Consider the following 23,199-nt stretch of genomic DNA (forward strand, 5'->3'; position numbering starts at 1 on the left):
AAGGGCTCCACCATGAACAAGCCGTTTGCGAAACGCTTGACCGAAAGCCGCGGCCGACAGGGCCTGTGGATCCTTCCACTACTGCTGCTCATGGCCATCGCGGTCGTCCTCTCGCTTCGCACAGGACAATTCCTGACGCTGCAGAACCTTGCCAATCTGATCGCGCAGGCGATGCCCCTCGTGATAACGGCGATCGGCCAGATGTTTGTGATCGTCGTCGGTGGCCTGGACCTATCGGTCGGATCGGTGATCAGCTTCACGACGGCGGTACTTGCGCTCGACGCCCCGGGTTATGTCCTCGTGCCGGCGGTCTTCGTGCTCGCCGCACTTATCGGTGCCACCAACGGTCTGGTGGTGACGCGCCTGAACGTCCACCCGATCATCGCGACCCTTGCAATGCAATATGTCGTACTGGGCGTCACGCGAATCCTGCGACCCGTGTCCGGCGGAACAGTGCCAGATACCGTGATCTCCTCGGTGGCGGGTTCGTTCCTCGGCCTTCCGATGCCTGTGTTTTGGGGCGCGGCCGTAGTGCTGCTAGCGTGGAAGCTGTTGCACGGATCGCGGTTCGGGCTGCATCTTTTCGCGATCGGCGGCGGCATTGCAGCGGGCACCGAAGACGCGGCCCGCAACTTTGGCGTGCCTACGCGGCGCAACATCATGCTCGCCTATGTGGCCTGCTCCTGCTTCGCTGCGCTTGCCGGAGTGTTCCTGGCCGGTCGCATCGTGTCGGGCGACCCTAATGTCGGCCTGCTGTTCGAGCTCGACGCCATCACTGCAGTGGCGATCGGCGGCACGCAGCTGTCGGGTGGCATAGGAAGCCTGCACGGAACTATCGTCGGGGCGCTCGTGCTTGCGCTGATGTCCAACGGCATGAACTTGCTCAACGTATCGCCGTTCATCCAGACGGCGATCAAGGGCGGCATTCTGCTGCTCGTCGTGGGTCTGCAGTCCCGCAAGAAGATGGGGCTCTGATCATGGCCGCACTGCCCGGCGCCGGAATCGCCCAGCGCATCCTGCGCGTTCCACCCGCATACTATGTGTTCGGAGCCCTGTTGCTCGTCCTGTGGGTCGCCAAACCCAACATGCTGAATGCGAACGTGATGGGCATCTTTATCCGCCAGGTTGCCCCGCTCGGTGTGTTGGTGCTCGGTCAGCTTCTTGTGATGCGGGTCAAGAGCATCGATCTTTCCGCAGGCGGCGTGATCCTGCTGATCAATTACTTCATATCCTCGGGCATCTTCGCCGGGGCCTCGCTCCCCTTCTTCATCGCCCTAGCCCTAGCTACCGGTACGCTGGTCGGGCTCTTCAATGGCTACATGATCGGTATCCGCCGTGTCTCCGCCGTCATTACCACGCTTGCGGTGAGCATCATCCTGGTCGGCGCTGTCCAGTTTTTGTCGAGCGGCAAGCCGCCGGGGGACGTGCCGAGGATATTCAACGAGGTCTACAACGTCCGCCTCGGGCCCGTGCCTGTGCCTGTCCTGTTCTGGTTCGTGTTGACCGCGCTGATGGCCGCGTTCCTATCGAAATCGGTATTCGGGCGCTATGTCGCTTCAGTCGGCGAAAACGCTACGGCCGCGCATTTCTCAGGTGTTCCGGTCGCCCGAACGGTGATTCTCGCACATACGATCGCCGGGTTCATCGCCGGTATCGCTGCGCTTGTGCAGACGGCTTCGATCGCCGTCGGCAGCGTGCGTGTAGGCCTCGATCTGCCGATCCTTGCCGTCGCAGCTACGATCCTCGGCGGCGTCGTCTTCGGCCGTGGCGAAGGGGGCGTCTGGGGTCCATTCTTCGGAGTCCTCTCCTTCGCGCTGCTGTTCGTGGTGATGACGACGTTTGGCATCGGAGAGCCCGGAAAGTTGATCGCGCAGGGCCTCATCATCCTTCTCGCGGCCATCTTCTATGGCGTTCGTTCCGCCAGATCCCATTAACAATGCATTCCGTATCGAGGAGGTACCAATGTCCGCAACAAAGTCGATCCTATGCTTCGGGGACTCTCTGACCTGGGGATGGATCCCAGTGGTGGAGGGAGCGCCGACACACCGCTACCCGTACGCCGAACGATGGACCGGCGCGATGGCGGCAAGCCTTGGCGAAGGCTACCACATAGTTGAGGAAGGCCTGAGCGCCCGCACCACCAGCGCAGACGATCCCAACGACCCGCGCCTGAATGGCAGCGCCTACCTACCGTCGGCGATTGCCAGCCATTTGCCGCTCGACCTCGTCATCATCATGCTTGGCACGAACGACACCAAGCCCTTTTTCAACCGGACGCCGTATGACATCGCCTATGGCATGTCCAAGCTCGTCGGGCAGGTGCTGACCGGCGGCGGCGGCATCGGCACGCCTTATCCAGCTCCCGGATGCCTGGTCGTTGCACCCCCGCCGCTGACGCCGATGCCGCATCCCTACTTCCAGGGTATGTTTGGTGGCGGCCATGCAAAAACTGCCCAACTCGGCCGCCAGTACAGGGACATGGCCGATTTCATGAAGGTGGACTTCCTCGACGCTGGCGAATTCATCACCACCGACGGCTGTGATGGCATTCACTTCACCGCCCAGAACAATCTGGACCTGGGCAAGGCGATCGCCGCCAAGGTCAAGGAAATATTCCAGCGCGACCGGCGAGCAGCGGCATAGCCGACCCGCTGGTCTGCAACCGCCCATCCGGCGGTTCGTTCAGTGTCAATTTTCTTGTTGCTCGCCGAGACCTCCCTTGGCGCGCATGTAGCGGGACCGATACGGCACTATCGGTCCCGCATCGTTTTGTCAGGGCCGTATCCCATCTGTCACGCAGGTAGATACCGCCTTGCATGCAGACGAGCAGATTGGCGTCGAGTGCGGTTGCGTGATTGTCGGCTAGGCCGCACGTGTGGGCGGCATAAGTGTCGAGAGACGCTAACCGGAGGCCGTTAAGCGACTCTCGGAGGGACTATTCATCGTGGTATCCCGGAGGCCATTTTCCGGTCGTCAGGTACCGCAGCTTGGCCTTCTGAGGTGGTCCCGCCTGGTGAGACAGTTTGGCGGCTTGGCTAAGGTGGATCGGGTTGGTTACTACGTCGCCACTCCTGCCGGCGTGACCAAACCACTAACCAAGCAGTTCATTGCATGGGTCCGAAAGCAGGTTTCACATCCTGCCACTCCAACCATTTCGAGATCCGTTCCCAACCTGGCGTAAGACGTCCTGCCGTCTTCGAAGACCGCGGAAGCCGGTGTTGGGCGTTGCCGCGAGAAACAGCCTGCCGTGCCCGGCTTTGGCCACAAGTCGGGAGAGGATGGGGGTTCTGATCAGCGCGTCGGTTGTGCTGTCATGACATGAAGCAAGGGAGAACCCGATGACCATCCGAATGATTTTTCCAGCGACTGCAGTCGCACTGGCCCTGAGCGCCGCGCCCGCTTTGGCGCAGACCGATACCGCCAACCCTGCGCCGGCCTCGCCGTCCGACGACGCCATGATGCCGTCGCAGCCAGGCGCAATGCACTCGGACGCCATGCGGGAGATGATGCGCGGCATGATGATGGAGATGATGCCCGACGGGCCCATGTCCCGAGAGTGCGGCGGCGGGTGGAAGAAAGGGAGACGGCACCATGACGCCGACCGCCGCGGCGGACGGATGGGGCCTGGCGACGGAATGAGGTCGGCCATGATGCATGGCGCGGGCATGCGCATCATGTTTGCCGTCATGGACGCCGACGGCGACGGCGCCCTCTCACTGGCCGAAATCCAGGATTTCCACGGCCGCATCTTCAAGGCGGTCGACAAGAACGGCGACGGCAAGGTCGAGATGGCCGAGATCGAGAGCTTCTTCCACGGCGACAAAGGCGCCTCGGACGACGCCGACGACGAATAGATCAGAGCGCCCGACGCCCTAACTGCGTCAGCCGTCCTTTCCAAAGACCAGGTTCTCGGTCCCGGGGACCGGATTGCGGCGGCCGTAGGATCGTTGATGTTCGGGGTGGTCCCTGACGCGCCTCGCGACGGATCGCGAAATATGCGCTGGCCGTGCACGTCACGGCGAGCGAGGGCCTCACTCGCTGAACGTCAAGAGGCGGCTCGGATCAGCTTGCGCATCAGACGACGCGCCTGGCTTCGAAACAATTGAAATCTTGGCCGGAGCTACAAGCAATCGGCGGGATACGGGGCGGAGTGATCCTTGGTGCTCGCAACCGCGACGCTGGCACAACCAAGTCGACCAGCAGCGCATGAAACTTTTTTCCCAGATCCAAGGAAGGCCCGAACATGAAAATCATCGCTTCGCTCACTGCTACGGCTGCATTCGGAATTCTCTTGTTCGCCGGAGCCACTGCGCCTGCCAGCGCAGCCACCTGCTATTACAAGGCCGTCAATCTCGAGGGTCGTTTGCTCGACCTGCGCGGCGTCGCCACCGCGGCCAAGACCAGTACGGCATGTGATCGCGCGCGGCGGGAATGCAATCGCCGGCTTGACCGCGCCTATCGCCAGGGGAAGATGCCCCGGGGCGTCGTATGCAAGAAGTCCGGCTGACGGGCGATCGACGCGATACGGCTGGCCGCGCGGACCTTTCGCGCAGCTAGCCGTGCGCCTTTGGGGTGCGGATGAAGATCGCGAAGAGTTCGCGCTGCGAGGAGATCCGCATCTTGGCGTAGATGTTCTTCCGGTGGATGCGGACCGTCCCGGCCGAAATGGCGAGCAGGTTCGCGATCGACTCGGACGAATGGCCTTCCAGCACCAGGCCGACCACTTCGAGTTCCCTCGGGGTCAGCGCGGGCATGCCGCGCGACTGCAGCGCGTCCTGGACGGTGCGGCGAAGCACCTCCTGGGCGTCCTCGACCTGGCTGGCGGGGTTCAGGCGGTCGTCGCTGCGCCAGTGGATCTCGTTGATGCGCCGCACCAGCGGCTCGACCGTACGCAGCGTGCGCAGGTCGTGCGAGGAAAAGGCGGTCAGGTTCGGGGCCCGCATCAGCGAAGTCACGATGACCCAGTTGTCCTTGCCCGGCGTGAAGAAGGCGACCTCGTCGACGGGCCCGGTCTGCACATAGTACGACTTGTAGTACTCGCTCTTGTAGAACTGGTCGGGCGCGAGATCGGCGAGCCTGTAGAGGCCCGAGCAGATGCCGTTGGCGGTCGCCTTGTAGAACGGATCCAGCAGGTACGGGCCGATCTCGTATTCGCGCACATGGATGTCGAACTGCCTTGGCGCGAAGGTATGGTGCAGGCAGATCGGAATTGCCGGGCCGCGATAGGCGAAAGTCACCGTGTAGTCGAAATTGGCCAGACGCCCCATGGCCGACGCGAAGGCGTCGGAATAGCCGGCGGCGCCGACCCGAGAGAGCAGGTCGCCCAGGGCGGTAAACCAGTCTGGCTGCGACAGGAGCTTTCTGCCGTAGAGGCTTTCGACGTTCTCGCCCGTCATTCCGCCCGGTCGCATTTTCTTGGGTCGGCTATCACAAAAGAGATATGCATTTTAGATTATTCCCCTTGGGAAATATCCCACCAGAGACGCCTTCTTATAGGCTTGGCCCAGTTTGTGGAATATGCCTCGGATCAGCATAATGATTTCAGAGGCGCCCGATGGCTGCATATGCACGGACACTTGGGGTGCTGCTGAATGTGCAGTCCCCAATCCACAGGAAGCGCGCGAGAGAGCTCTCGCCTGACGTGGAGGACAGATCATTCGCCGGCGCGGCCGGCCAACTCGGACCGCCTGCGGCTCTGCATGAAAGCACAGGCGAGGAACAGGACCGCCGGACGAACCGGCGGCAAGCACGCATTCGAACGCGCCTGAAGCGCGATGGGCACAACACAGGGGAACTGCCATGCTTCGACACCACACAACAGTTCGTTCGCTCGCGGCCACGACGGGGCTGACGGCATTTTTCGCAATGGCCGGCCAGGCCGGCGCCTGGACGCTCGAAGAAGCGGCGGCGCCCTACAAGGGCGTGACGATCCGCACCATCGGCGAAGCCCTGCCGCCGCTCGAGGCGATGAAGAAGCTCGCCCCCGAATTCGAGAAGCGGACGGGCATTACCGTCGAGATCGAGATGTACGAGGCCTCCGAAGCCTCCAGCAAGGTGATGCTCGACCTCAACTCCAAGCGCGGTCGTTACGACTTCATCCTCCAGCAGAACCGCCAGCTCGGCAAATTCGTGACCAACGGCCACGTCGAGCCGATCGAGCAGTTCATGACGTCGGCCGAGTTGCGCGACCCCGCGTTCAAGCCGGAAGAGCAGCTCTACCAGGGCCTCTGGAAGGAAATCTCCTGGTACGGCGGCAAGGCCTACGGCTTCCCGTTCACGGCGTTGACCATGTATCTCTGGTACCGTTCGGACCTGCTTGGCGATTCCACGGAAAAGGAAGGGTTCAAGGCAAAGTACGGTTATGATCTCGGGCCCGCGCAGGACTGGAAGCAGTACCGCGACATCGCCGAATGGTTCACCCGTCCCGACCAGCGGCTCTATGGCACCGCGTTGCAGGGCAAGCGCCACGAGGCGCTGTGGTACGAGTGGCTGAACTTCCTCTATTCCTTCGGCGGCGACATGCTGGAGACGAAGTCCGGCTCGGAATGCGGCCCGGTCATCGTCAACAGCCCGCAGGCGATCGCGGCCACCGAATACTACAAGGGCCTGATGGCCTTTTCGCCGCCGGATACGCTCAATTACTTCTGGGACGACGTCATGGCGCTGATGCAGCAGGGCACGGTGGCAGAGCTGATCATGTGGAACGACGCCACCTATGCCGTGGCGGTCGACGAGAACGCCTCGACCGTGGTCGGCAAGATGGGCTTCGACATCGTTCCCCAAGGCGAGGGCGGAAAGGTCGCGCAGGTGGAAGGCTGGACCTACCTCGTGCCCACTGCTTCGAAGAACAAGGAAGCGGCCTACCTCTTCATCCAGTGGATGATGGAGTACAACCAGCAGCTCAACCAGCACCTTAACGGCGGCGCCTCCGCCCGCCCGGACGTCTATGCCTCGGAAGAAGTGCAGAAGCTGCCCTATGCCAAGGCGTCGATGGCTTCCAACGAGGTGGCCAAGCCCAAGCCGACGATCCCGCTGTCGGGCGAGATGACCGACATCCTCGTGCGCGAGCTGTCGTCGTATCTTGCCGACGAGAAGTCGGCCAAGGAGGCTCTCGACCAGTCGGCGAAGGAAATCTCCGAAGCGCTCGGTTCCTGTGCGCCGATGAAGTATCCGGTCGAGTGATCGAGGCTAACTGATACAGTGCTTCCCGTGGGGGCGACCCCGCGGGGAGCGGGCATGCCATGATGAACACCACAATCCAACCCTCCCGAGGACGGTTCCTGCTGGACCGCGGTGCGTCGATGCCGCTGATCCTGCCTGCGACTGTGCTTGTCCTGATCTTCCTGGTCGGCCCGTTCTACTACATGGCCTACACGGCGATGACCGACCTTAGCTTCGCCAACCCGGACCAGAACGGCGCCTTCATCGGGCTGGACAACTTTCGGCGGCTGGTGCGCTCCGACCCCATCTTCTGGGGGTCCTTCTGGCTGACGATCCGTTTCGTGGTGGCGGCGGTCGCCCTCGAATTCGTGCTCGGCTTCTTCCTCGCCTGGCTGATCTGGCGCTTCATCGAGCGGCAGCGCCTGCTGACCACGCTCCTGCTGGTGCCGATGATGCTCGCGCCGGTCGCGGTTGGGCTGATCTGGCGCCTCCTGCTCCAGGGCGACTTCGGCATGGTCAGCCACTACCTGCGCCAGGTCGGGCTGTTGTCGCAGTCGAGCGCGGTGTTCTCAACGCCGAGCCTGGTGATGCCGACGATCATCGCCATCGACGTCTGGCAGTGGACGCCTTTCGTCACCCTCATCATCCTCGCAGGCCTGATGAGCCTGCCGCGCTCGCCTTTCGAGGCGGCGACCATGGACGGCGCGGGGCCATGGCGGCAGTTCGTCGACATTCTGCTGCCGCTGATGCGGCCGATCATCGCGCTGGTTCTGCTGCTGCGCGGCATCGACGCCTTCAAGGAGTTCGACAAGGTCTTCATCATGACCGGCGGCGGCCCCGGGACGGTCTCCGAACTGCTGTCGATCTACGCCTATCGCGTCAACTTCAAGCATTGGAACCTCGGCTACGGCGCAGCCGTGTCGTTCATGGTCTATCTCGTCGTCCTGATCATGTGCTCGATCTTCTACAAGGCCGTGTACTGGAAGTCCGCGGCGGAAAGGGCATAAGCGATGAACCGGTCGTACAAGATCCTCGCCATCGGTATCCTCGCCTGCGTGCTGGTAATCGCGCTGACGCCGTATCTCTGGATGCTGCTGACCTCCTTCAAGGGTCGCCTCGACATCCTTTCGCCCGAGCCGACGTGGTTCTTCAACCCGACGCTTTCGAACTATCCGGCGGTGTTCATCGACAAGGACTACCTGCCGCTGCTCTACAACTCGCTGGCGATCGCCACCGGATCGACGGTGCTTTCGATCCTGATCGGCGCACCGGCCGCCTATGTCTTCGCGAGGGCGAGCTTCCCGGGCAAGGAGGACCTGTTCTTCTTCTTCCTGACCACGCGCATGGCGCCGCCCATCTCGATCGCCGTGCCGCTGTTCCTGTTCTTCACGACGCTCGGGCTGACCGACACGATCTATGCCGTGGTCATCGCGCACACCAGCTTCAACCTGTCGCTGGTCGTCTGGATGATGCGTGGTTTCTTCGCGGAAATCCCGAAGGAGATCGACGAGGCGGCGATGATGGACGGGCGCTCCAAGCTCGGCGCCTTCGTGCGTGTCATCGTTCCGCTGGCCGCCCCCGGCCTCGCGGCGACGGCGGTGCTCTGCTTCATCCTGTCGTGGAACGAGTTCCTCTACGCATTCATCCTCGTAGCCTTCGAGGGCAGGCCGCTGACGGTTGGCATTCCCGGCCTGATCACGCCGCATGGCACGTTGTGGGGCCAGGTGGCCGCGGTGGCCGTCGTCGCGACGCTGCCGATCCTCGTTTTCACATTCCTTGTCCAGAAGCACCTGGTCCGCGGCCTCACCTTTGGCGCGGTGAAGGGCTGAGACGGCAAACACTACGGAGCATTCAATGGCTGTCTCGTTCAAAGAAGTCACGAAACGGTTTGCTGACGGGACGGTCGCGCTCGACCGGCTGAACCTCCAGTTCGATCTCGGCGAGTTCGTCGTGCTGCTGGGGCCGTCGGGCTCCGGCAAGACGACCGCATGCCGCCTGCTGGCGGGTCTGGAACCGCCGTCGGGCGGGCGCATCGAGATCGACGGCAGGGACGTCACCGACGTGCCGCCGCGCTTCCGCGGGATCGGCATGGTGTTCCAGAACTACGCGCTCTACAGCCACAAGACGGTCTTCGAGAACATTGCCTACCCGCTTCGCATCCGCAAAGTCGCGGGCGCCGAGATCGAGCGCCAGGTGAAGGAGGTCGCCGACCTTCTGCGCATCGGCAGCTACCTGCACCGCAAACCTGGACAGCTGTCGGGAGGCCAGGCGCAACGCGTCGCAGTTGCGCGCGCGCTTGTGTGGCAGCCGGCGATCTGCCTGATGGACGAGCCGCTGTCGAACCTCGACGCGCTGCTGCGGCTCCACATGCGAACCGAACTGAACCGGTTGCACAAGAAGCTCGACAAGACCTTCGTGTTCGTCACCCACGATCAGGAAGAGGCTATGACGCTGGCGACGCGGATCGCCGTGTTGAAGGACGGCAAGCTTGCGCAGTTTGACGAGCCGCGCACTATCTACCGCCAGCCCGCCAACCGCTTTGTAGCTGAGTTCATGGGCCGGCCGGCCATGAACATCCTGGACGGGACCGTCGAGGGCGGCGTTTTCCGGACCGGCTCCGTAGCCTGCCCCGTGGATTGCAAGGACGGGCCCGTGGCCCTCGGGATCAGGCCCGAACAGATCGAGCTTGTCGGCGCTGACGATCAGGACGCGATCCGCATGGTGGTCGACGTCAAGGAACTGATCGAGCCGGACACGCTGCTCATCTTCCAGAATGGCGACGCCTCCGCAGTGACGCTGAGGACGCACGGGGACTGCGACGGGATCGCGGCCGGGCAGCCGGTCGGCCTGCGCTTTCCCAAGCCGGCGCTGCATTATTTCGACTCCGTAACGGGGCAGAGGATCCGGTGACGCCCGCTAGCTTCGTTCCGCTGCTTCTCGCGGCCATCGTCTGGACCGGCTTCTGGAGGATCAACCGGACGCGCAACTGGTTCACGATCGGCGAGGTCATTTTCTGGGACGTCATCGTCCTGATCGTCATCCAGCTCGTCTGGTTGCGCTGGTTCTAGAGCGAGGGGGCAAGACGTGTTCGAGGCGGGAGCAACGACATGAGTTCGGCACCACGCTGGCGTCGCTTCGACGAGTGGGACACACGGCCGCTGCGTCTCGACCAGTTCGCCGTGGAGGACCCGGAGGCGGGCTTCGCGACGTTCCACAGCCCCTGGGATCCCAAGCCTTCGGCGCGCATCGAAAACGGCCGGGTCGTCGAGATCGACGGCAAGGCGGAGGCCGACTTCGACATCCTCGACTCCTTCATCGCGACGCACCACCTGGATCCCGACGTGGTGGACGAGGCGATGGCGCTGGACCCGACCGAGGTCGCGCGCATGCTGGTCGACATCAACGTGCCGCGCGAGACCCTGGAACGCCTCGCGCGCGGCATGACGCCGGCCAAGCTGGTCTCGGTCGTGTCGCAGATGTCGGCGCTGGAGATCACCTTCGCCTACGCCAAGATGCGCCAGCGCAGGACGCCGGGCAACCAGGCCCACGTCACGAACGCCAAGGACGATCCCCTGCAGCTCGCGGCGGACGCGGCGGTCGCCGTCGCGCTCGGCTTCGACGAGATCGAGACGACCATGCGGGTGGCGTCCAACTCATGGTCGAACGCCATCGCCTGCGCGGTCGGCGCGGCGGTCGGCCGCGGCGGCGTCTTGTTCCAGTGCTCGATCGAAGAGGCGGAGGAACTGCGCATCGGCATGGCCGGCTTCACCTCCTATGCTGAGACGGTATCGGTCTATGGCACCGAAGCCGCCTTCGTGGACGGAGACGACACGCCCTGGTCCAAGGCGTTCCTGACGGCGGCCTACGCCTCGCGGGGCATCAAGGCGCGCTGCACCTCCGGCGCGTCGGCCGAGCTGTTGATGGGCTTCCACGAACGCCAGTCCGTGCTCTACCTCGAGGCGCGCTGCCTGTGCCTGCAGCGCGCCATGGGCGTGCAGGGGACCCAGAACGGCGGCATCGACGGAGCGCCGCTGACGGTGTCGATGGCGGGCGGGATGCGCGAACTCCTCGCCGAGAACCTGATCGCGGTTTGGCTCGGCCTCGAATGCGCGTCTGGCAACGATACGCGCGTCAGCGAATCCGAGATCAGGGTTGGCGCCAAGATCACGCCCTATCTCATGGCGGGTTCCGACCTCCTGTGCTCTGGCCAGGGATCGATCCGGAAATACGACAACTCGTTCAATCCGTCGCTGTTCAATGGCGAGGACGTCGAAGACTTCCTGGCGCTGCAGCGCGACCTCGAAGCCGATGGCGGACTGACGCCGATCGAGGAAGGCGAGATCGGCAACCTCAGGATGCGGGCGATCCAGGCGCTGGCGGCGGTCTTCCAGGAACTCGGCCTCGCCGAAGTGCCGGAAGCATGGATGCTGTCGGTCGCCGCCGCCTCGGGCTCGCTCGAAACGGAGACGTTTTCCACCGGGGAAGTGACCCGCATCAGCGAGGCGATCCGCGATCGCGGGCTGACGGCCGTGGACGTGGTGCGGGCGCTGGAGAAGCGAGGCTTCGGCCACGAGGCGGAAAACCTCCTGCTGATGCTGCGGCAGCGCATCTCCGGCGACTATCTGCAGACCTCGGCCGTCCTGCGCGACGGCAAGGTCATCAGCGCGCTCAACGATCCCAACGACTATCAGGGACCGGGCAGCGGGTACCGGATGTCCGACACGCGGTGGGAAGCGGTGCGTGGCCTGCGCGACGTGCAGACGCGCGAGAAGGTGCTGGAGCGGGAGCGTCGCGTCGACCCGACCTCGGAACCATGGCTCGTTGCGGGCGGTGAAGCTGGCAAGGGAACCGATCCGCGCGAGGTGGTGATCGGGCTCAGCCCGGCCTTCGGCAACGAGCTGACGCAGACGACCGCCGGCCACGACCTGATCGACGTGGTGCTGGCGCTGACCGACGGCGTACGGGAAGGGGGAGGGAGCCCGCGCCTCGTGCGGATCCGCCATACCGCCGACACCTCCTTCCTCGGCCTCACCGCCGCGCGGCTGTCGGGGTCCGGTTACGCCATCGGCATCCAGGCCAAGGGAACGGCCGTGATCCACCGCGCCGACCGGCTGCCGCACATGAACATCGAACTGTTCTCGAACGCGCCGATCACCACGCTTGAGCACTACCGCGCGATGGGCCGCAACGCCGCGCTGTATGCGCTGGGACGCGAGCCGGAACCGGTGATCGTGCCGACCGAGGGCCAGGCGCTCGGCGCGCGCTATCACGTGCGCGTTGCCATGCTCTACGCCATCGAGACCGGACTGGTGACGCCGGACGCGCCGCCGCTCGAGCTCACATTCACGATCGGGCAGGGAGGCTCGCGGCCATGACATCCCCGCTCGACCTCTATCCGATCTCGGAGAATGCGCCCGACCAGGCAGTGTCGGCCTCGGGCATGCAGCTCGCCGACCTGACCCTCGACGCCGTCGTGTCCGAGCGCATCGGCGCCGGCGATATCCGGATTTCGGCCGACGTCCTGAAACTGCAGGCGTCGATCGCGCGCGAGGCGGGCCGAGACCGGCTGGCGCTCAACTTCGAACGCGCGGCAGACCTTGTGGCGATCCCCCAGGACCTGATCCTCGAAACCTATGAAATGCTGCGGCCGGGCCGGATATCCGAAGCCCGTGTGCTGGTGGAGCGCGCCGAGATGCTTCGCCGGGACTACGGGGCCCATTCGATCGCAAGCCTGATCGACGAAGCCGTCGCAGTTTACGAGCGGCGCAACCTGTTTCGGCGTCGCTACTAGTTGAGGGAAGAGACACGATGATTCTTGAAGGTCGGACGGCGATCGTCACGGGCGGGGGCTCTGGCATCGGACGGGCAGGGTCCATCGCGATGGCCCGCGAAGGCGCGACCGTGGTCGTGACGGACCGCGACGCGGCCGCTGCCGCAGCCACGGTCGGCCTGATCGCAAATGAAGGCGGCCGCGCGGAGCCCGTCCAGCTCGACGTCACCGACGATCGCGCCATCGTCTCCGTGATCGACGACGTCGCCCGTCGCCTCGGCCGGATCGACATCCTGCACAACCATGCGGGCATTCAGGTCGCCGGCAGCCTGGACGAAGTGCGGGCCTCCGACTTCGACCGTTCCTGGGCGGTGAATGTCCATGCCCAGTTCGTTGCCTGCCAGGCCGTGCTTCCGGTGATGAAGAAGCAGGGGCGGGGCGTTATCCTGAACACCTCGTCGAATTCGGGCGTCTTCCTCGACCGGGCGATGACCGCCTACATCACCAGCAAGGCGGCGTCGATCACCATGACCCGCCAGATCGCCCTCGACGTGGCCCGTTTCGGAATACGCATCAACGCGCTCTGCCCAGGCTGGGTGGATACGCCTTTCAACGATCCCTACACGAAGCAACTCGGCGGCCGCAAATCGCTGGAGAACGCGATTGCCAACATCGTGCCGATGGGGCGCTTCGCGACGCCCGAGGAGATCGCCGACGTCATCCTGTTCATGGTGTCCGACCGCTCGTCCTACATGACGGGACATGCGCTCGTCGCGGACGGCGGCGAGTCGCTGGCAGGCGGAACGAACCAGGGTGACGCTACGGCGGTTGCGGCCGGTTTCTAGCGCGCAGCCGCGCGCGATCCGTTCGTCCGCATCGCCCCGGCGCGCGGAAGCATGAGCGCGCCGCCATAGAGCGCGGCGAAGCCGAAGAACGCCGCGACCCAAAGCGCGGCGGAAACATGAAGCAGTGCCGGCACGTCCGGCAGCAGCACTGCGGCGAAGCGAACCGGCGCCGCAAGGGCGATAGCGGCGAATATGACGCAAGTCCCGGCGTCCGCCCTCAGTTCCCGCCCGGTGTGTCCGAGCGTGGCGCGGGCCATGACGCCGAGCGTCATCGAACCGATCGCGCCGACGCCCAGAACGTGGATGCCCGACGCCGGCGGCAGGGTTTCGGGGTAGAGCACGGCCAGCCCCGCCACGATCAAGCCGACCGGCAAGAACAGATAGGCGGCGTGCAGGACCAGAACCAGCGGGTCGCGAAAGGTGCGATAGCCTGCCCACCGCGCCAGGCGCGCGAGGTTCAGGGTTCCGGCGACGAGAAGCAGGGCCGCCGAGAGCGGGCTGTCCGGAAAGATGGACCAAAGGCCGAGGGCCGCCGCAGACGAAACGATCGCGACGGCGTCAAAGCGCCCGAAGGGCTCGGGCAGCCGCCCGGGATTCGCGCGGACCAGCCAGTTGCGGGTGAAGCTCGGGATGATCCTCCCGCCGATGATCATGATGAGGACCAGCCCGACTGCGATGCCCAGGCGCCTGCCGATGTCAGCGCTTCCCGCTAGGTGCGCCTCCAGATGGAAGACGAGGTTGGCCGCGAGAAGGGCCGAAACGGGGACGACCACCTTGAGGTTGCGCCAGTTGCGCCCGGCAACGATCTCCCTCGCCGCGGTTGCAACCACCACCAGCAGGAACGCGCAATCGACGGCGAGCGCGACGACCCATCCGGTATAGGCTGAGAGCGAAATGACGACGCGTCCCGCCAGCCACAGCGCCGCAAGCAGCGCCAGCGGCAGGCCCTGGACCGGCAGGCGTCCGGTCCAGTTGGGGATCGCCGTCAGGAGGAAGCCGGTAACGATCGCCGGCAGGAAGCCGAAGATCATCTCGTGAGCGTGCCAGTCGACCGGCGCAAAGAGGCTCGCCGTTTCGAGACGGCCGCTCAGGATGGGCAGCCAGGCCAGGACCGCAAGGCCGCCCCAGATCGAGCCGAGCAGGAAGAACGGCCTGAATCCGTAGGACAGGAACGCCGGGTAGTTGCCCGGTCGCGTGCGCGGTATGGCCATCGCCTTGCGCCGTATCGTCGCTTCAGTTCGCAGGAATCTCGGCGAAGATCGCCTCGAAGCGCTTCCTGGCCATGCCGGGATGCTTGACCGCCTTCGCATCTTCCAGGTTGACCGGATTGCCGACCACCACGACGGCGACCATGCCCATCGCGTAATGCGGCATACACTTGACGCCGTAGACGCCTTCGGCGGTCAGGGCGAGGGTGACTTCTTCGTTGACCTTGCCCTTGAACGGCTCGGCGCCCTCGGGGATCATCTTCGCGATCGATTCCACATTGTGCGTCTTGTCGGTCGGCACGAAGCGGATCGTGTCGCCCGGCGCGGCCTGGACGAAGTCCGGCACGAAGACCATGTTGCCCTTCTCGCCCTTGTTCAGCATGTGGATCTCGTGCTCGGCAGCCCAGGCCCCGCCCGCGCCGAGCATCAGCGCCGCCGCGGTCGCCAAAGTCAGAAGTGGTTTCATCTTCGCATCCTTTCCAATATCTAGATGTCAGCCGTTCGCACGCTTGTAGGCCCTGGCGTGTTCGGCAACTTTGCGTTCGCGCAAACAGATGTGTCGCTGCCAGGGCGTTGTTCCCGGTCCGCTGGGTATCGACGGAGAGGGGCAGGAGAGCTTGCATTGAGCCGCTTGGACCATTCGTTGATCGCGGGCCTGCCGGCATTCGAGGGCCTCGCCAGGGCCGATCTCGACGCGATCCTGTCGAAGGCCGTCGCGCTGAGGGTCGCAAAGGACGACGCCATCTTCGATCAGGGCGTCGAGGCCGGTTCCTTCTTCATCCTGCTCGACGGTCGGGTCCGTGTGGTAAGGACCACGCCCGACGGCCGGCAAGCCATTGTCCGCTACATCGTGCCGGGCGAACTTCTCGGCATCGCCCAGGCGCTCGGCCGCGATACCTATCCCGCCAGCGCCGTCGCCGCCGTCGATTGCGTTGTGCTGGCGTGGCCGAGCCGGCTGTGGGCCAAGTTCGCCGTCGACTATCCTTCGTTCGGGAAAAACACCTACAGGACCGTCGGCGCGCGCCTCGAGGATGTGCAGACGCAGATGCTCGACATGGCGACGCGGCAGGTCGAGCAACGCGTCGCGCACGCGCTGCTGCGACTGGTCCGGCAGGCCGGTCGCAGCGACGGCGACGGCATCGCCATCGACTTCCCGATCTCTCGGCAGGACATCGCCGAGATGACCGGCACAACGCTTCACACCGTCAGCCGCATCATGTCGGCGTGGGAGGACAAGGGTCTCGTGAAAAGCGGCCGCCAGCAGGTGACGATCGTCGAGTCTCACAAGCTCCTGTTGCTTGCAGAGGGACGGACGGAGCGCGACTGAGCGTTGCCGGGACCCGTGCTGGCGATGACGGCCAAAAGGTCGGCGCGCAGATTGGCGCCGTCTACCCCGTGCTCCCGGATCGCATCCGCGACCGTGTGAAATCTGGCGATCGGGCACCCGACGCAGAGCAGGCCGTGATCGAGCACGACACGGATCGTCGCCGGCCACAACCGCATGATCTCGTCCATCGTCATGTCGTCGCGATAGCGCCTCATCTGCGTTCTCCGCGGTGGAAGAAGCCGCTGTTGTCGGCCTGCCAGCCTGCCCTGGCGCGATCATGTTGACGCCGGAGCGGTCTCTCGCCCGGCCGGAGGGGCGTCCTGCCGCTCTCCATCAACCAAGGCGGAGCCTCCTCCCGTCGGCCGAGCGGAGGCGAACCTGGGTTTCGGGAAAGGCGGCGAGCAGGGCTTCGATTGCTGGCGGATCGAGGAAGTTGCAGGCCGTCGAAAGTCCGTCGGCGGCGGCTGCGCCTGGAGAAAGGACGCTGACGCAGCCGTAGCGACGCGCCGAGCGGCCGGTGCGGGGATCGAGCAGGTGGGCGGGGGAACCGGGACCGGCGAAGCGGAACCCGTCAGGGCTCGACGTCGCAATAGCCCGGTCGACCAGTTCGACGGTGTCGCCCAGGCCGCCGATGCCCACCCGCCACGGCGATCCGTCGCCGCGCCGGCCCATCGCGCGGACCTCGCCTATATCGGCCAGCGTGTCGGTCACCCCCGCGTCGCGCAGCATGCCTACGATCCGGTCGGTCAGGAAGCCCTGCGCGATGCCGTTGAGCGTCAGCGCCATTCCCTTGAGCGGCAAGGCGACGCGGCTGTTGTCGAATGCCAGACGGCCGAAGCCGACCAGGGCGAGCGCCGCCTCGATCTCGTCCTGAGCCGGGCCGGCTGGATCGGCATTCGCTGAAGCGAAATGGCGGGCATGCAGTGCCCAAAGCGGCTGGACCGTTGGGTCGAATGCGCCAGCACTTGCCGCCCAGACGTCGCGGCACAGCGAAAGCAGTTCGATCAGTTCGCGCGGTGGGGCAGCCAGCGCGCCTGCCGCGTTGAGCTGCGACAGGGACGAGTCTGGAACGTAGAGGCTGAATATGCGCTCCAGCCGGTCGATCTCGCCGGCCATGCGCGCCACCAGCGCACGGGCAAGCTCGCGGTCGCGGTGGTGGAGGATCAGCTCCGCGGCGGCTCCCATCGCCCGGCCGCGCCAGACGACCGCGTCGGGCATGTCGCCGGCGACGGTTCCGAAGGGCAGCAGGGAAAGGCCGGCGGCGGCCGCCGAAATGCCGATGAAGCGGCGGCGGGTCATCTGTGTCATCGTTCAGCCTCCCGCATGGCCGGAATGGGCGTCCGGCATGCTCGCCGGTTCCTCTCCGTCGCTTCCGTCGCCGAGCACGTAGTTGGCTGGGATGTCGGCGAAACGAACGATCTCGCCGCCATGACGCTCCGCGAAGTCCCGCGCAGCACTTTCGCTCGAGAAGGGGACGGTCTCGGCCGCGCCCATGCCGCCGAGCCGGCTGCTGCCGATCACGTAGAACGCGGCGCGGGCATCGATCCAGTTCTCTGCACCGGGCTGTTCCCAGCTCGGGGCCGCGCCCATGTCGGATACGTAGATCGCGGCGACGTTCTTCGGCTCGTCCGGCAGCATGGTGAAAGCCACCGCGTCGCGGGCGGACGAGAACCAGATCGGCTCGTTCATGCGGGTCAGGATCACCTGGCCCTTCGGTCCGTCGTGCTCGAGCACGTTCATCCCGCAGTACCGTCCCATCGCATCGTCGGTCAGCGCAAAGGCTGCCGGCATGGCGACGTCCTCCTCGTTCGAGCAGCCGCCGGCAAGGGCGAGCACCACGGCGAGGGCGAGCACCATTCGTCCGCGCATCACGGTTCCCTCCTCGAGAAGACGAGCATGGTGGCCGCCAGCGGCGCGGCTGCCCAGAGCAGCAGCGCCAGCATGAGCGTCCCCGAGGCCAGCGTTGACTGGTCGGCGATGCCCATGCCTGCCACGGCGCTTGCCGTTCCGCCGAGATTGAATATCCGGTAGGTGTCGGTCGGATTGAGCAGCAGCAGGGCGTTCAGTGCCTCGGGAGTCACCGTCCGTCCCTGGTCCACCACGAGCAGACCCAGCAGCGCCATGTCGTAGATCAGGACGAAGAGCAGCCAGACGCCGATGGCGACGCCTCCTGCGGTCCCGCGCTGGTCGGACATCGCGCTGACGAAATACCCGATCGAGACGAAGACGGCGCCGAGCAGGACCGACGAGCAGATCAGCGCCGCGAAGGCCGGCCAGCCCGCCGTGCCGTCTAGCCGGCCGGAGCCGGCGAGTGCGACCGCCGCGGTGCCGTAGCCCACCAGCGTTGCGAAGGCGAGGATCGTAAGGTGGCCGGCGAACTTGCCTGCGATCACCTGCCAGCGGGCGAGGGGATAGCTGAGCAACAGCAGCATGGTGCCGCGCTCGCTTTCGCCGACGATTGCGTCGTGCGAGATCAATAGGGCGATCAGCGGGACGAGAAACACCGAGAGGCTCGACAGGCTGACGACGACCACGTCGAGCGCGCCCGCGCCGACGCTGCCCGTCGGCGCGCTTCCGAGGAAGGCCAGGGTAAGGGCGAGGGTGGCCATCAGCAGCGTGGTGGCGAGAACCCACCGGTTGCGCATGCCCTCGCGGATTTCCTTCGCGGCGATGATCAGGATCGTTCTCATCGGTCTAGGTCCTGTCGGTCCTGGAAGTGCGCGTAGAGTTCGTCCAGCGTCGGCGGCACCACATCGAGGTCGGCGATCGCCGCGCCCATCGCGGCGCGCACCAGCGCGACCTTCTCTTCGGGCGCGGCGTCGATCTCCAGCATGCGGCCGTTGACGGCGCGCCAGCTTCCCTGGAAGCCATCGCGCCTTTCGCCCTCGGCGAGCCGGATGCGAATGCGGGTCGGCAGCCGCGCCAGCCGGCGCAGTTCGTCAAGCGTCCCGTCGGCAACCTTCTCGCCCCTGCCCATGATGATCACATGGTCGGCGCGTCCTTCGAGTTCGGACAGCGCGTGGGAGGAAAGCAGGATCGTCGCCCCATCGTCGCGCAGTTGCTCGAGAAACCGGTAGAAGTCGCGGCGCAGCGCCGGATCGAGCCCGGTGGTCGGTTCGTCGAGCAGCAGGACCCGGGGCCTGCCCAGAAGCGCCTGCGCCAGTCCCAGGCGCTGGCGCATACCCTTGGAATAGGTGCGCACGCGCCGGCCGGCCGCTTCGGCCAGGCCAACGCGTTCGAGCAGTCCCTCCACTTGCTCGCGCCCCGCGCGTTTCAGGGCGGAATAGAAGTGCAGCGTCTCGCGGCCGGTGAGGGCCGGGTTGAAGGCGACATTCTCCGGCAGGTAGCCGAACGCGGCCCGCACCTCGGCATCGGTTGACGGATCGCCGCCCAGCACACGCACGACGCCTTCGGTCGGCCGGATCAGGCCGAGCATCAGCTTGATGAGGGTGGTCTTGCCCGCGCCGTTGTGGCCGACGAGGGCCACGATTTCGCCTGGAGCGAGCGCGAGCGACACGTTCCTGACGGCCCGGATCGCGCCAAAACTCTTCGAAACGCCGTCGAGCAGGATGGTGGGTTTCATCGGTTCTGTACCCTCGGTTCCGGGGGCGTCATCAGCGGGTGACTGTCGACCACGCCACCCGGCAGGATCGCGGGAAACTGGTTCTGCGCCCAGCGGATTACCTGGACCGCGGGGCTGTTGATCAGGATCTTCGCCTGCGGCGCGGTCCACAGCACACGATCGACGAGGTCGTTCGGCCGGTACGGAGCGTCGGCGATCCCGTCTCCGTCGAGGTCGAAAGCGGGATTGTCGCTCCAGTAGTTGCCCCGGCCGCCGGCCGACCAGTCGAGATGGCGCGTGCCGACGTATTTCACCTGGTTGCGGTTCCCGACGAAGGCATTGCCCGTCATCCGGTTGCCCTCGGAGCCGGCCGTGAAGTGAATGCCGATCGCGCAGTTCTCGAACCGGTTGTCCGAGAAGTCGTTGCGATTGGCGTTGTAGATGAAGACGCATTTTTCGGGGCCGAGGCGCAGGCCGTCCGCGCTTGCCGCGCTTCCCGCGGCGGGGTCGGCGGGGACGCCGTGCGCGTCGCCGCGCCGTCCGGCGTTGATCCACCGGGAAACCGGCTGGAGCCGGCCGCGAACCAGGTTTCCGGTGATCGTCGAGTTCTTCGCGGTGTTGAGCAGCAGTCCGTGGTCGCGGTCGCCGTCCGATACGTTGCCTTTGACCGTTAGCCGGTCGGAATACATGATGGCGTAGCCGACCGAGTTGCCGATCGAGACGTTGTCGCTGATCTCGCTGTCGTTGGTGTACATGTAGTGGACGGCGAAGCGCAGTTCGGTGAAGCGGTTGCCGGAGAACACGTTGTTGCGGCTGGCGTTGGTGAAGATGCCGTCGCGGCCGAGGCTGATCTCGTTGTCGATCACTCTGGCGCCCGGCGCATTCCAGACATGCACGCCGTTGCCGGCTTCGGCGGCGCGTCCCTCGCCGATGCCGACGATCCTGTTGGCGCGCACCAGCGCGTCGGCGGCGCCCTTCAGGTAGACGCCGTAGAGATTGCCGACGAGGACGTTGTTTTCGACGATAGCACCGGTCGCCGTCGCCTCGAGGAGGACGCCGGAATCGAAGGTGCCAATGTTCGTGCCGGACCCGCCGATCTCCAGCCCGCGCACGACCGCGCGCGGGGCGGTTACCGTGACGACGCTTCCGCCGACGCGGCTGTAGAGCTTGGCACCTGGTTCGCCTTCGAGCGTCACCGCCGAATGGATGGCGACCCGTCCTTCATGTTCCCCGGGGCCGAGCCTGACGATGTCGCCCGGCGCGGCCCGGTCCAGGATCTGCTGGAGCGGCTGGCCGGCGCCGGCGGGAACGAGGATCGTGTCCGCCGACGCGACGGTGACGGCGGCCAGAGTGGCCGCCATCACGATCGCCGTCGTCATGCTCGCGGGAGCCATGGCGTCATGCCGCCTGCGGCTCGACGAACATGCGGCCCTTCATCTCCATGTGCATGGCATGGCAGAACCACGAGCAGTAGTACCAGTAGACGCCGGCCATGTCGGCGGTGAACGTCACCGAAGCGGTCGCCTGCGGGCCGATCTCCATGTTGATGCCGTAGTTGATGATCGAGAAGCCGTGCGTCAGGTCCTCGACTTCGTCGAGATTGGTGACATAGACCGTCACCTCGTCGCCCTGCCGCACATTGAAGCTCTCGAGCCCGAAGGCCGGAGCCACGGACGTCATGTAGACGCGCACCTTGTCGCCATCGCGCACCACCTTGTTGTCCGCCGTCAGGTCGACGCCGTCTGCTGCAGCCTGCTTCACCGCGTCGGCGAAGAACGGATCGCTGCGGTCCCAGACATGCAACGGGTCGATCTTGGAGCGGTGCACGATGGTCGCATCATGCGGCTCGGCGAAGGTCGGGTTGTCGTGCACCAGAACCATCTCGTCGCCCGAAATGTCGATGAGCTGGTCGTTCTCCGGCTTGAGCGGGCCGACGTTGAGGTAGCGGTCCTTGGAGAACTTGTTCAGCGAAATCAGCCACTTGCCGTCGGCTTCCTTGGTCTGCCCCATCGAGCTGTGGTTGTGGCCAGGCTGGTAGTGGACGTCGAGCTTCTGGCGGATCGGGTCGACGGCCTCGCCCTTGTAGGCGCGGATCGCATCCTCCAGGTTCCACTTGCAGATCTGACTGTCGATGAACAGCGTCGTGTAGCAGTTGCCGCGGCCGTCGAAGGCGGTGTGCAACGGCCCGAGGCCCAGTTCCGGTTCGGCGACGACCGTGTCGCGGGGTTCGATCTTGTCTTCAAACAGGTCGTCGAACTTGCGGACGTCCATCACGGTGACGGTCGGTGACAGCTTGCCGTTGGCGACGATGTGGATGCCGTCCGGCGCGCTGTTCATGCCGTGCGGCCCGTTGGGAACCGGAATGTAGCGGGTCAGCGGCGAGCCCTTGCGGCCGTCCAGCACCGGCACGCCGCCGATTTCCTGATACTCGCCGCGCGCAACGGCGTCCTCGATGCGCTTCAGGTTGAAGACGACGACCCAGTCCTGGTCGTTCATCATCATCTCGGCCAGGTTGATGCCTTCCTCGGAGTTGTAGCAGGTGGAAAAGGCGTATTTGCCTTGATAGTCGGCGTCGACATTGTCGAGGTTGCCGTCGACCATGATCTGCCACGCCACCTTCATGGTCTCGCCGTCCACGGCTGTGAAGATGGAGTGGTAGTGCTTGGTGTCGTCGAGCACCTTGCCGTCATTGGGGATCGGCACGCGGTCCTCGCCGTTGCAGAAGACGTAGCCGGTCTTCGGATACTTCTGGACGCGAAGCCCGTGGACGGTGTGCTGGTTGGGAAGCTGGACGATCTTGTCGCACTTCATCACGTCGAGGCGGATGCGGCAGACGCGGGTGTTGGCCTTGTCGTTGGCGTAGAGGTAGCGCCCGTCATAGGTGCCGTCGGTCTGCGACGGATGGGGATGGTGCAGGTCGCCGTTGTGATAGGACGCCGCGCCGCGCTTCTGCATCAGTTCGCGGTATTCCGGCAGCATGCCCTCGGTCAGGATCTTGAGGCTTTCGTTGGTCTGGCCCCAGCCGGTGGCGCTGCAGCGGTTGAACACCGGGATGCGCATCATTTCGCGCATCGACGGCAGGCCGACGATGCGGACTTCGCCCGTCTGGCCGCTGGAGAAGAAGACATAGTATTCGTCGAGTTCGCCGGGCTTGACCTCGTAATTGGCCGAAGCGGCTTGCGCGAATGCCGGCGTGGCGCCGCTGCTGGCGAGCGTCAGTCCGCCCGCGCCGGCGGCTCCTGCGGCGGCCGCGACCGCGGCGGTGGAACCGAGCAACTGTCTGCGATTGAGGCTCGCCCTGTTTTCTTCCTGCGACATGGCAACTC

At 65.2% G+C, this 23,199-nt stretch carries 24 protein-coding genes; 14 read left to right on the plus strand and 10 right to left on the minus strand.

The window, feature by feature from the left end:
• Window positions 1-12 precede the first annotated feature (12 nt).
• The 5 genes from ABUE31_RS01690 to ABUE31_RS01710 all read left to right on the plus strand — a co-directional run bounded on the left by ABUE31_RS01690 (window position 13) and on the right by ABUE31_RS01710 (window position 4,507).
• Entirely contained in the window at window positions 13-975 is a 963-nt protein-coding gene (locus tag ABUE31_RS01690) for an ABC transporter permease (RefSeq protein ID WP_367781864.1), read from the plus strand.
• Window positions 976-977: 2 nt separating this feature from the next.
• Window positions 978-1,934, plus strand: coding sequence for an ABC transporter permease (locus ABUE31_RS01695; protein ID WP_367721736.1), 957 nt, complete (start codon window positions 978-980; stop codon window positions 1,932-1,934).
• A gap of 28 nt (window positions 1,935-1,962) precedes the next feature.
• The gene (locus ABUE31_RS01700) at window positions 1,963-2,643 is read left to right on the plus strand and encodes an SGNH/GDSL hydrolase family protein (protein ID WP_367721737.1); all 681 of its coding nucleotides are present in this window, start codon (window positions 1,963-1,965) and stop codon (window positions 2,641-2,643) included.
• 695 nt (window positions 2,644-3,338) lie between these two features.
• Window positions 3,339-3,854 (plus strand): EF-hand domain-containing protein, encoded by a 516-nt coding sequence (locus tag ABUE31_RS01705; protein WP_367721738.1) that lies wholly within the window; start codon window positions 3,339-3,341, stop codon window positions 3,852-3,854.
• Window positions 3,855-4,243: 389 nt separating this feature from the next.
• Window positions 4,244-4,507, plus strand: coding sequence for a hypothetical protein (locus tag ABUE31_RS01710; protein WP_367721739.1), 264 nt, complete (start codon window positions 4,244-4,246; stop codon window positions 4,505-4,507).
• 46 nt (window positions 4,508-4,553) lie between these two features.
• On the opposite strand, the gene ABUE31_RS01715 is transcribed toward ABUE31_RS01710, so the two are convergent.
• Window positions 4,554-5,396 (minus strand): helix-turn-helix transcriptional regulator, encoded by an 843-nt coding sequence (locus tag ABUE31_RS01715; RefSeq protein ID WP_367721740.1) that lies wholly within the window; start codon window positions 5,394-5,396, stop codon window positions 4,554-4,556.
• A gap of 403 nt (window positions 5,397-5,799) precedes the next feature.
• Between ABUE31_RS01715 and ABUE31_RS01720 the strand changes: the two genes are divergently transcribed.
• The 8 genes from ABUE31_RS01720 to ABUE31_RS01755 are packed head-to-tail and all read left to right on the plus strand — an operon-like array spanning window position 5,800 to window position 13,776.
• Window positions 5,800-7,182, plus strand: coding sequence for an extracellular solute-binding protein (locus tag ABUE31_RS01720; protein ID WP_367721741.1), 1,383 nt, complete (start codon window positions 5,800-5,802; stop codon window positions 7,180-7,182).
• 59 nt (window positions 7,183-7,241) lie between these two features.
• Entirely contained in the window at window positions 7,242-8,168 is a 927-nt protein-coding gene (locus ABUE31_RS01725) for a carbohydrate ABC transporter permease (RefSeq protein WP_367721742.1), read from the plus strand.
• Window positions 8,169-8,171: 3 nt separating this feature from the next.
• A complete protein-coding gene (locus tag ABUE31_RS01730; protein WP_367721743.1) occupies window positions 8,172-8,990 on the plus strand; it encodes a carbohydrate ABC transporter permease in 819 nt (272 codons plus the stop codon).
• A gap of 25 nt (window positions 8,991-9,015) precedes the next feature.
• Window positions 9,016-10,071, plus strand: coding sequence for an ABC transporter ATP-binding protein (locus ABUE31_RS01735; protein WP_367721744.1), 1,056 nt, complete (start codon window positions 9,016-9,018; stop codon window positions 10,069-10,071).
• Entirely contained in the window at window positions 10,068-10,229 is a 162-nt protein-coding gene (locus tag ABUE31_RS01740) for a hypothetical protein (protein WP_367721745.1), read from the plus strand. Before ABUE31_RS01735 ends, ABUE31_RS01740 begins: the two co-directional genes overlap by 4 nt.
• A 39-nt stretch (window positions 10,230-10,268) precedes the next feature.
• A complete protein-coding gene (locus tag ABUE31_RS01745) occupies window positions 10,269-12,536 on the plus strand; it encodes a propanediol/glycerol family dehydratase large subunit (RefSeq protein WP_367721746.1) in 2,268 nt (755 codons plus the stop codon).
• Window positions 12,533-12,952 carry a diol dehydratase small subunit gene (locus tag ABUE31_RS01750; protein WP_367721747.1) on the plus strand — a complete coding sequence of 140 codons (420 nt, stop codon included), beginning with the start codon at window positions 12,533-12,535 and terminating at the stop codon, window positions 12,950-12,952. Before ABUE31_RS01745 ends, ABUE31_RS01750 begins: the two co-directional genes overlap by 4 nt.
• 17 nt (window positions 12,953-12,969) lie before the next feature.
• Window positions 12,970-13,776 carry an SDR family NAD(P)-dependent oxidoreductase gene (locus ABUE31_RS01755; RefSeq protein WP_367721748.1) on the plus strand — a complete coding sequence of 269 codons (807 nt, stop codon included), beginning with the start codon at window positions 12,970-12,972 and terminating at the stop codon, window positions 13,774-13,776.
• Here ABUE31_RS01755 and ABUE31_RS01760 read toward each other — a convergent pair.
• Both ABUE31_RS01760 and ABUE31_RS01765 read right to left on the minus strand, forming a co-directional pair.
• Entirely contained in the window at window positions 13,773-14,987 is a 1,215-nt protein-coding gene (locus tag ABUE31_RS01760) for an NnrS family protein (protein ID WP_367721749.1), read from the minus strand. The genes ABUE31_RS01755 and ABUE31_RS01760 overlap by 4 nt on opposite strands.
• Before the next feature lie 22 nt (window positions 14,988-15,009).
• A complete protein-coding gene (locus ABUE31_RS01765) occupies window positions 15,010-15,450 on the minus strand; it encodes a pseudoazurin (RefSeq protein ID WP_367721750.1) in 441 nt (146 codons plus the stop codon).
• A 156-nt stretch (window positions 15,451-15,606) separates the two neighbouring features.
• On the opposite strand from ABUE31_RS01765, the gene ABUE31_RS01770 reads away from it, so the two are divergent.
• Window positions 15,607-16,311, plus strand: coding sequence for a Crp/Fnr family transcriptional regulator (locus tag ABUE31_RS01770; protein ID WP_367721751.1), 705 nt, complete (start codon window positions 15,607-15,609; stop codon window positions 16,309-16,311).
• On the opposite strand, the gene ABUE31_RS01775 is transcribed toward ABUE31_RS01770, so the two are convergent.
• The 7 genes from ABUE31_RS01775 to nosZ all read right to left on the minus strand — a co-directional run bounded on the left by ABUE31_RS01775 (window position 16,266) and on the right by nosZ (window position 23,191).
• Window positions 16,266-16,526, minus strand: a complete 261-nt coding sequence (locus ABUE31_RS01775; RefSeq protein ID WP_367721753.1) for a DUF1858 domain-containing protein — start codon at window positions 16,524-16,526, stop codon at window positions 16,266-16,268. The genes ABUE31_RS01770 and ABUE31_RS01775 overlap by 46 nt on opposite strands.
• A gap of 118 nt (window positions 16,527-16,644) precedes the next feature.
• The gene (locus tag ABUE31_RS01780; RefSeq protein ID WP_367721754.1) at window positions 16,645-17,619 is read right to left on the minus strand and encodes an FAD:protein FMN transferase; all 975 of its coding nucleotides are present in this window, start codon (window positions 17,617-17,619) and stop codon (window positions 16,645-16,647) included.
• A 3-nt stretch (window positions 17,620-17,622) separates the two neighbouring features.
• The gene (locus ABUE31_RS01785) at window positions 17,623-18,180 is read right to left on the minus strand and encodes a nitrous oxide reductase accessory protein NosL (RefSeq protein ID WP_367721755.1); all 558 of its coding nucleotides are present in this window, start codon (window positions 18,178-18,180) and stop codon (window positions 17,623-17,625) included.
• Window positions 18,180-19,001, minus strand: coding sequence for an ABC transporter permease (locus tag ABUE31_RS01790; RefSeq protein WP_367721757.1), 822 nt, complete (start codon window positions 18,999-19,001; stop codon window positions 18,180-18,182). The genes ABUE31_RS01785 and ABUE31_RS01790 overlap by 1 nt, the downstream gene beginning before the upstream one ends.
• Entirely contained in the window at window positions 18,998-19,894 is an 897-nt protein-coding gene (locus ABUE31_RS01795) for an ABC transporter ATP-binding protein (RefSeq protein ID WP_367721758.1), read from the minus strand. Before ABUE31_RS01795 ends, ABUE31_RS01790 begins: the two co-directional genes overlap by 4 nt.
• Complete coding sequence (locus ABUE31_RS01800; RefSeq protein WP_367721759.1) at window positions 19,891-21,267, minus strand: nitrous oxide reductase family maturation protein NosD; 1,377 nt, start codon at window positions 21,265-21,267, stop codon at window positions 19,891-19,893. Before ABUE31_RS01800 ends, ABUE31_RS01795 begins: the two co-directional genes overlap by 4 nt.
• A gap of 4 nt (window positions 21,268-21,271) precedes the next feature.
• Window positions 21,272-23,191 carry a TAT-dependent nitrous-oxide reductase gene (nosZ, locus tag ABUE31_RS01805; RefSeq protein ID WP_367721760.1) on the minus strand — a complete coding sequence of 640 codons (1,920 nt, stop codon included), beginning with the start codon at window positions 23,189-23,191 and terminating at the stop codon, window positions 21,272-21,274.
• Window positions 23,192-23,199 lie beyond the last annotated feature (8 nt).

This window comes from Mesorhizobium marinum (genome assembly GCF_040813675.1).
Classification (GTDB): Bacteria; Pseudomonadota; Alphaproteobacteria; order Rhizobiales; family Rhizobiaceae; genus Mesorhizobium_K; species Mesorhizobium_K marinum.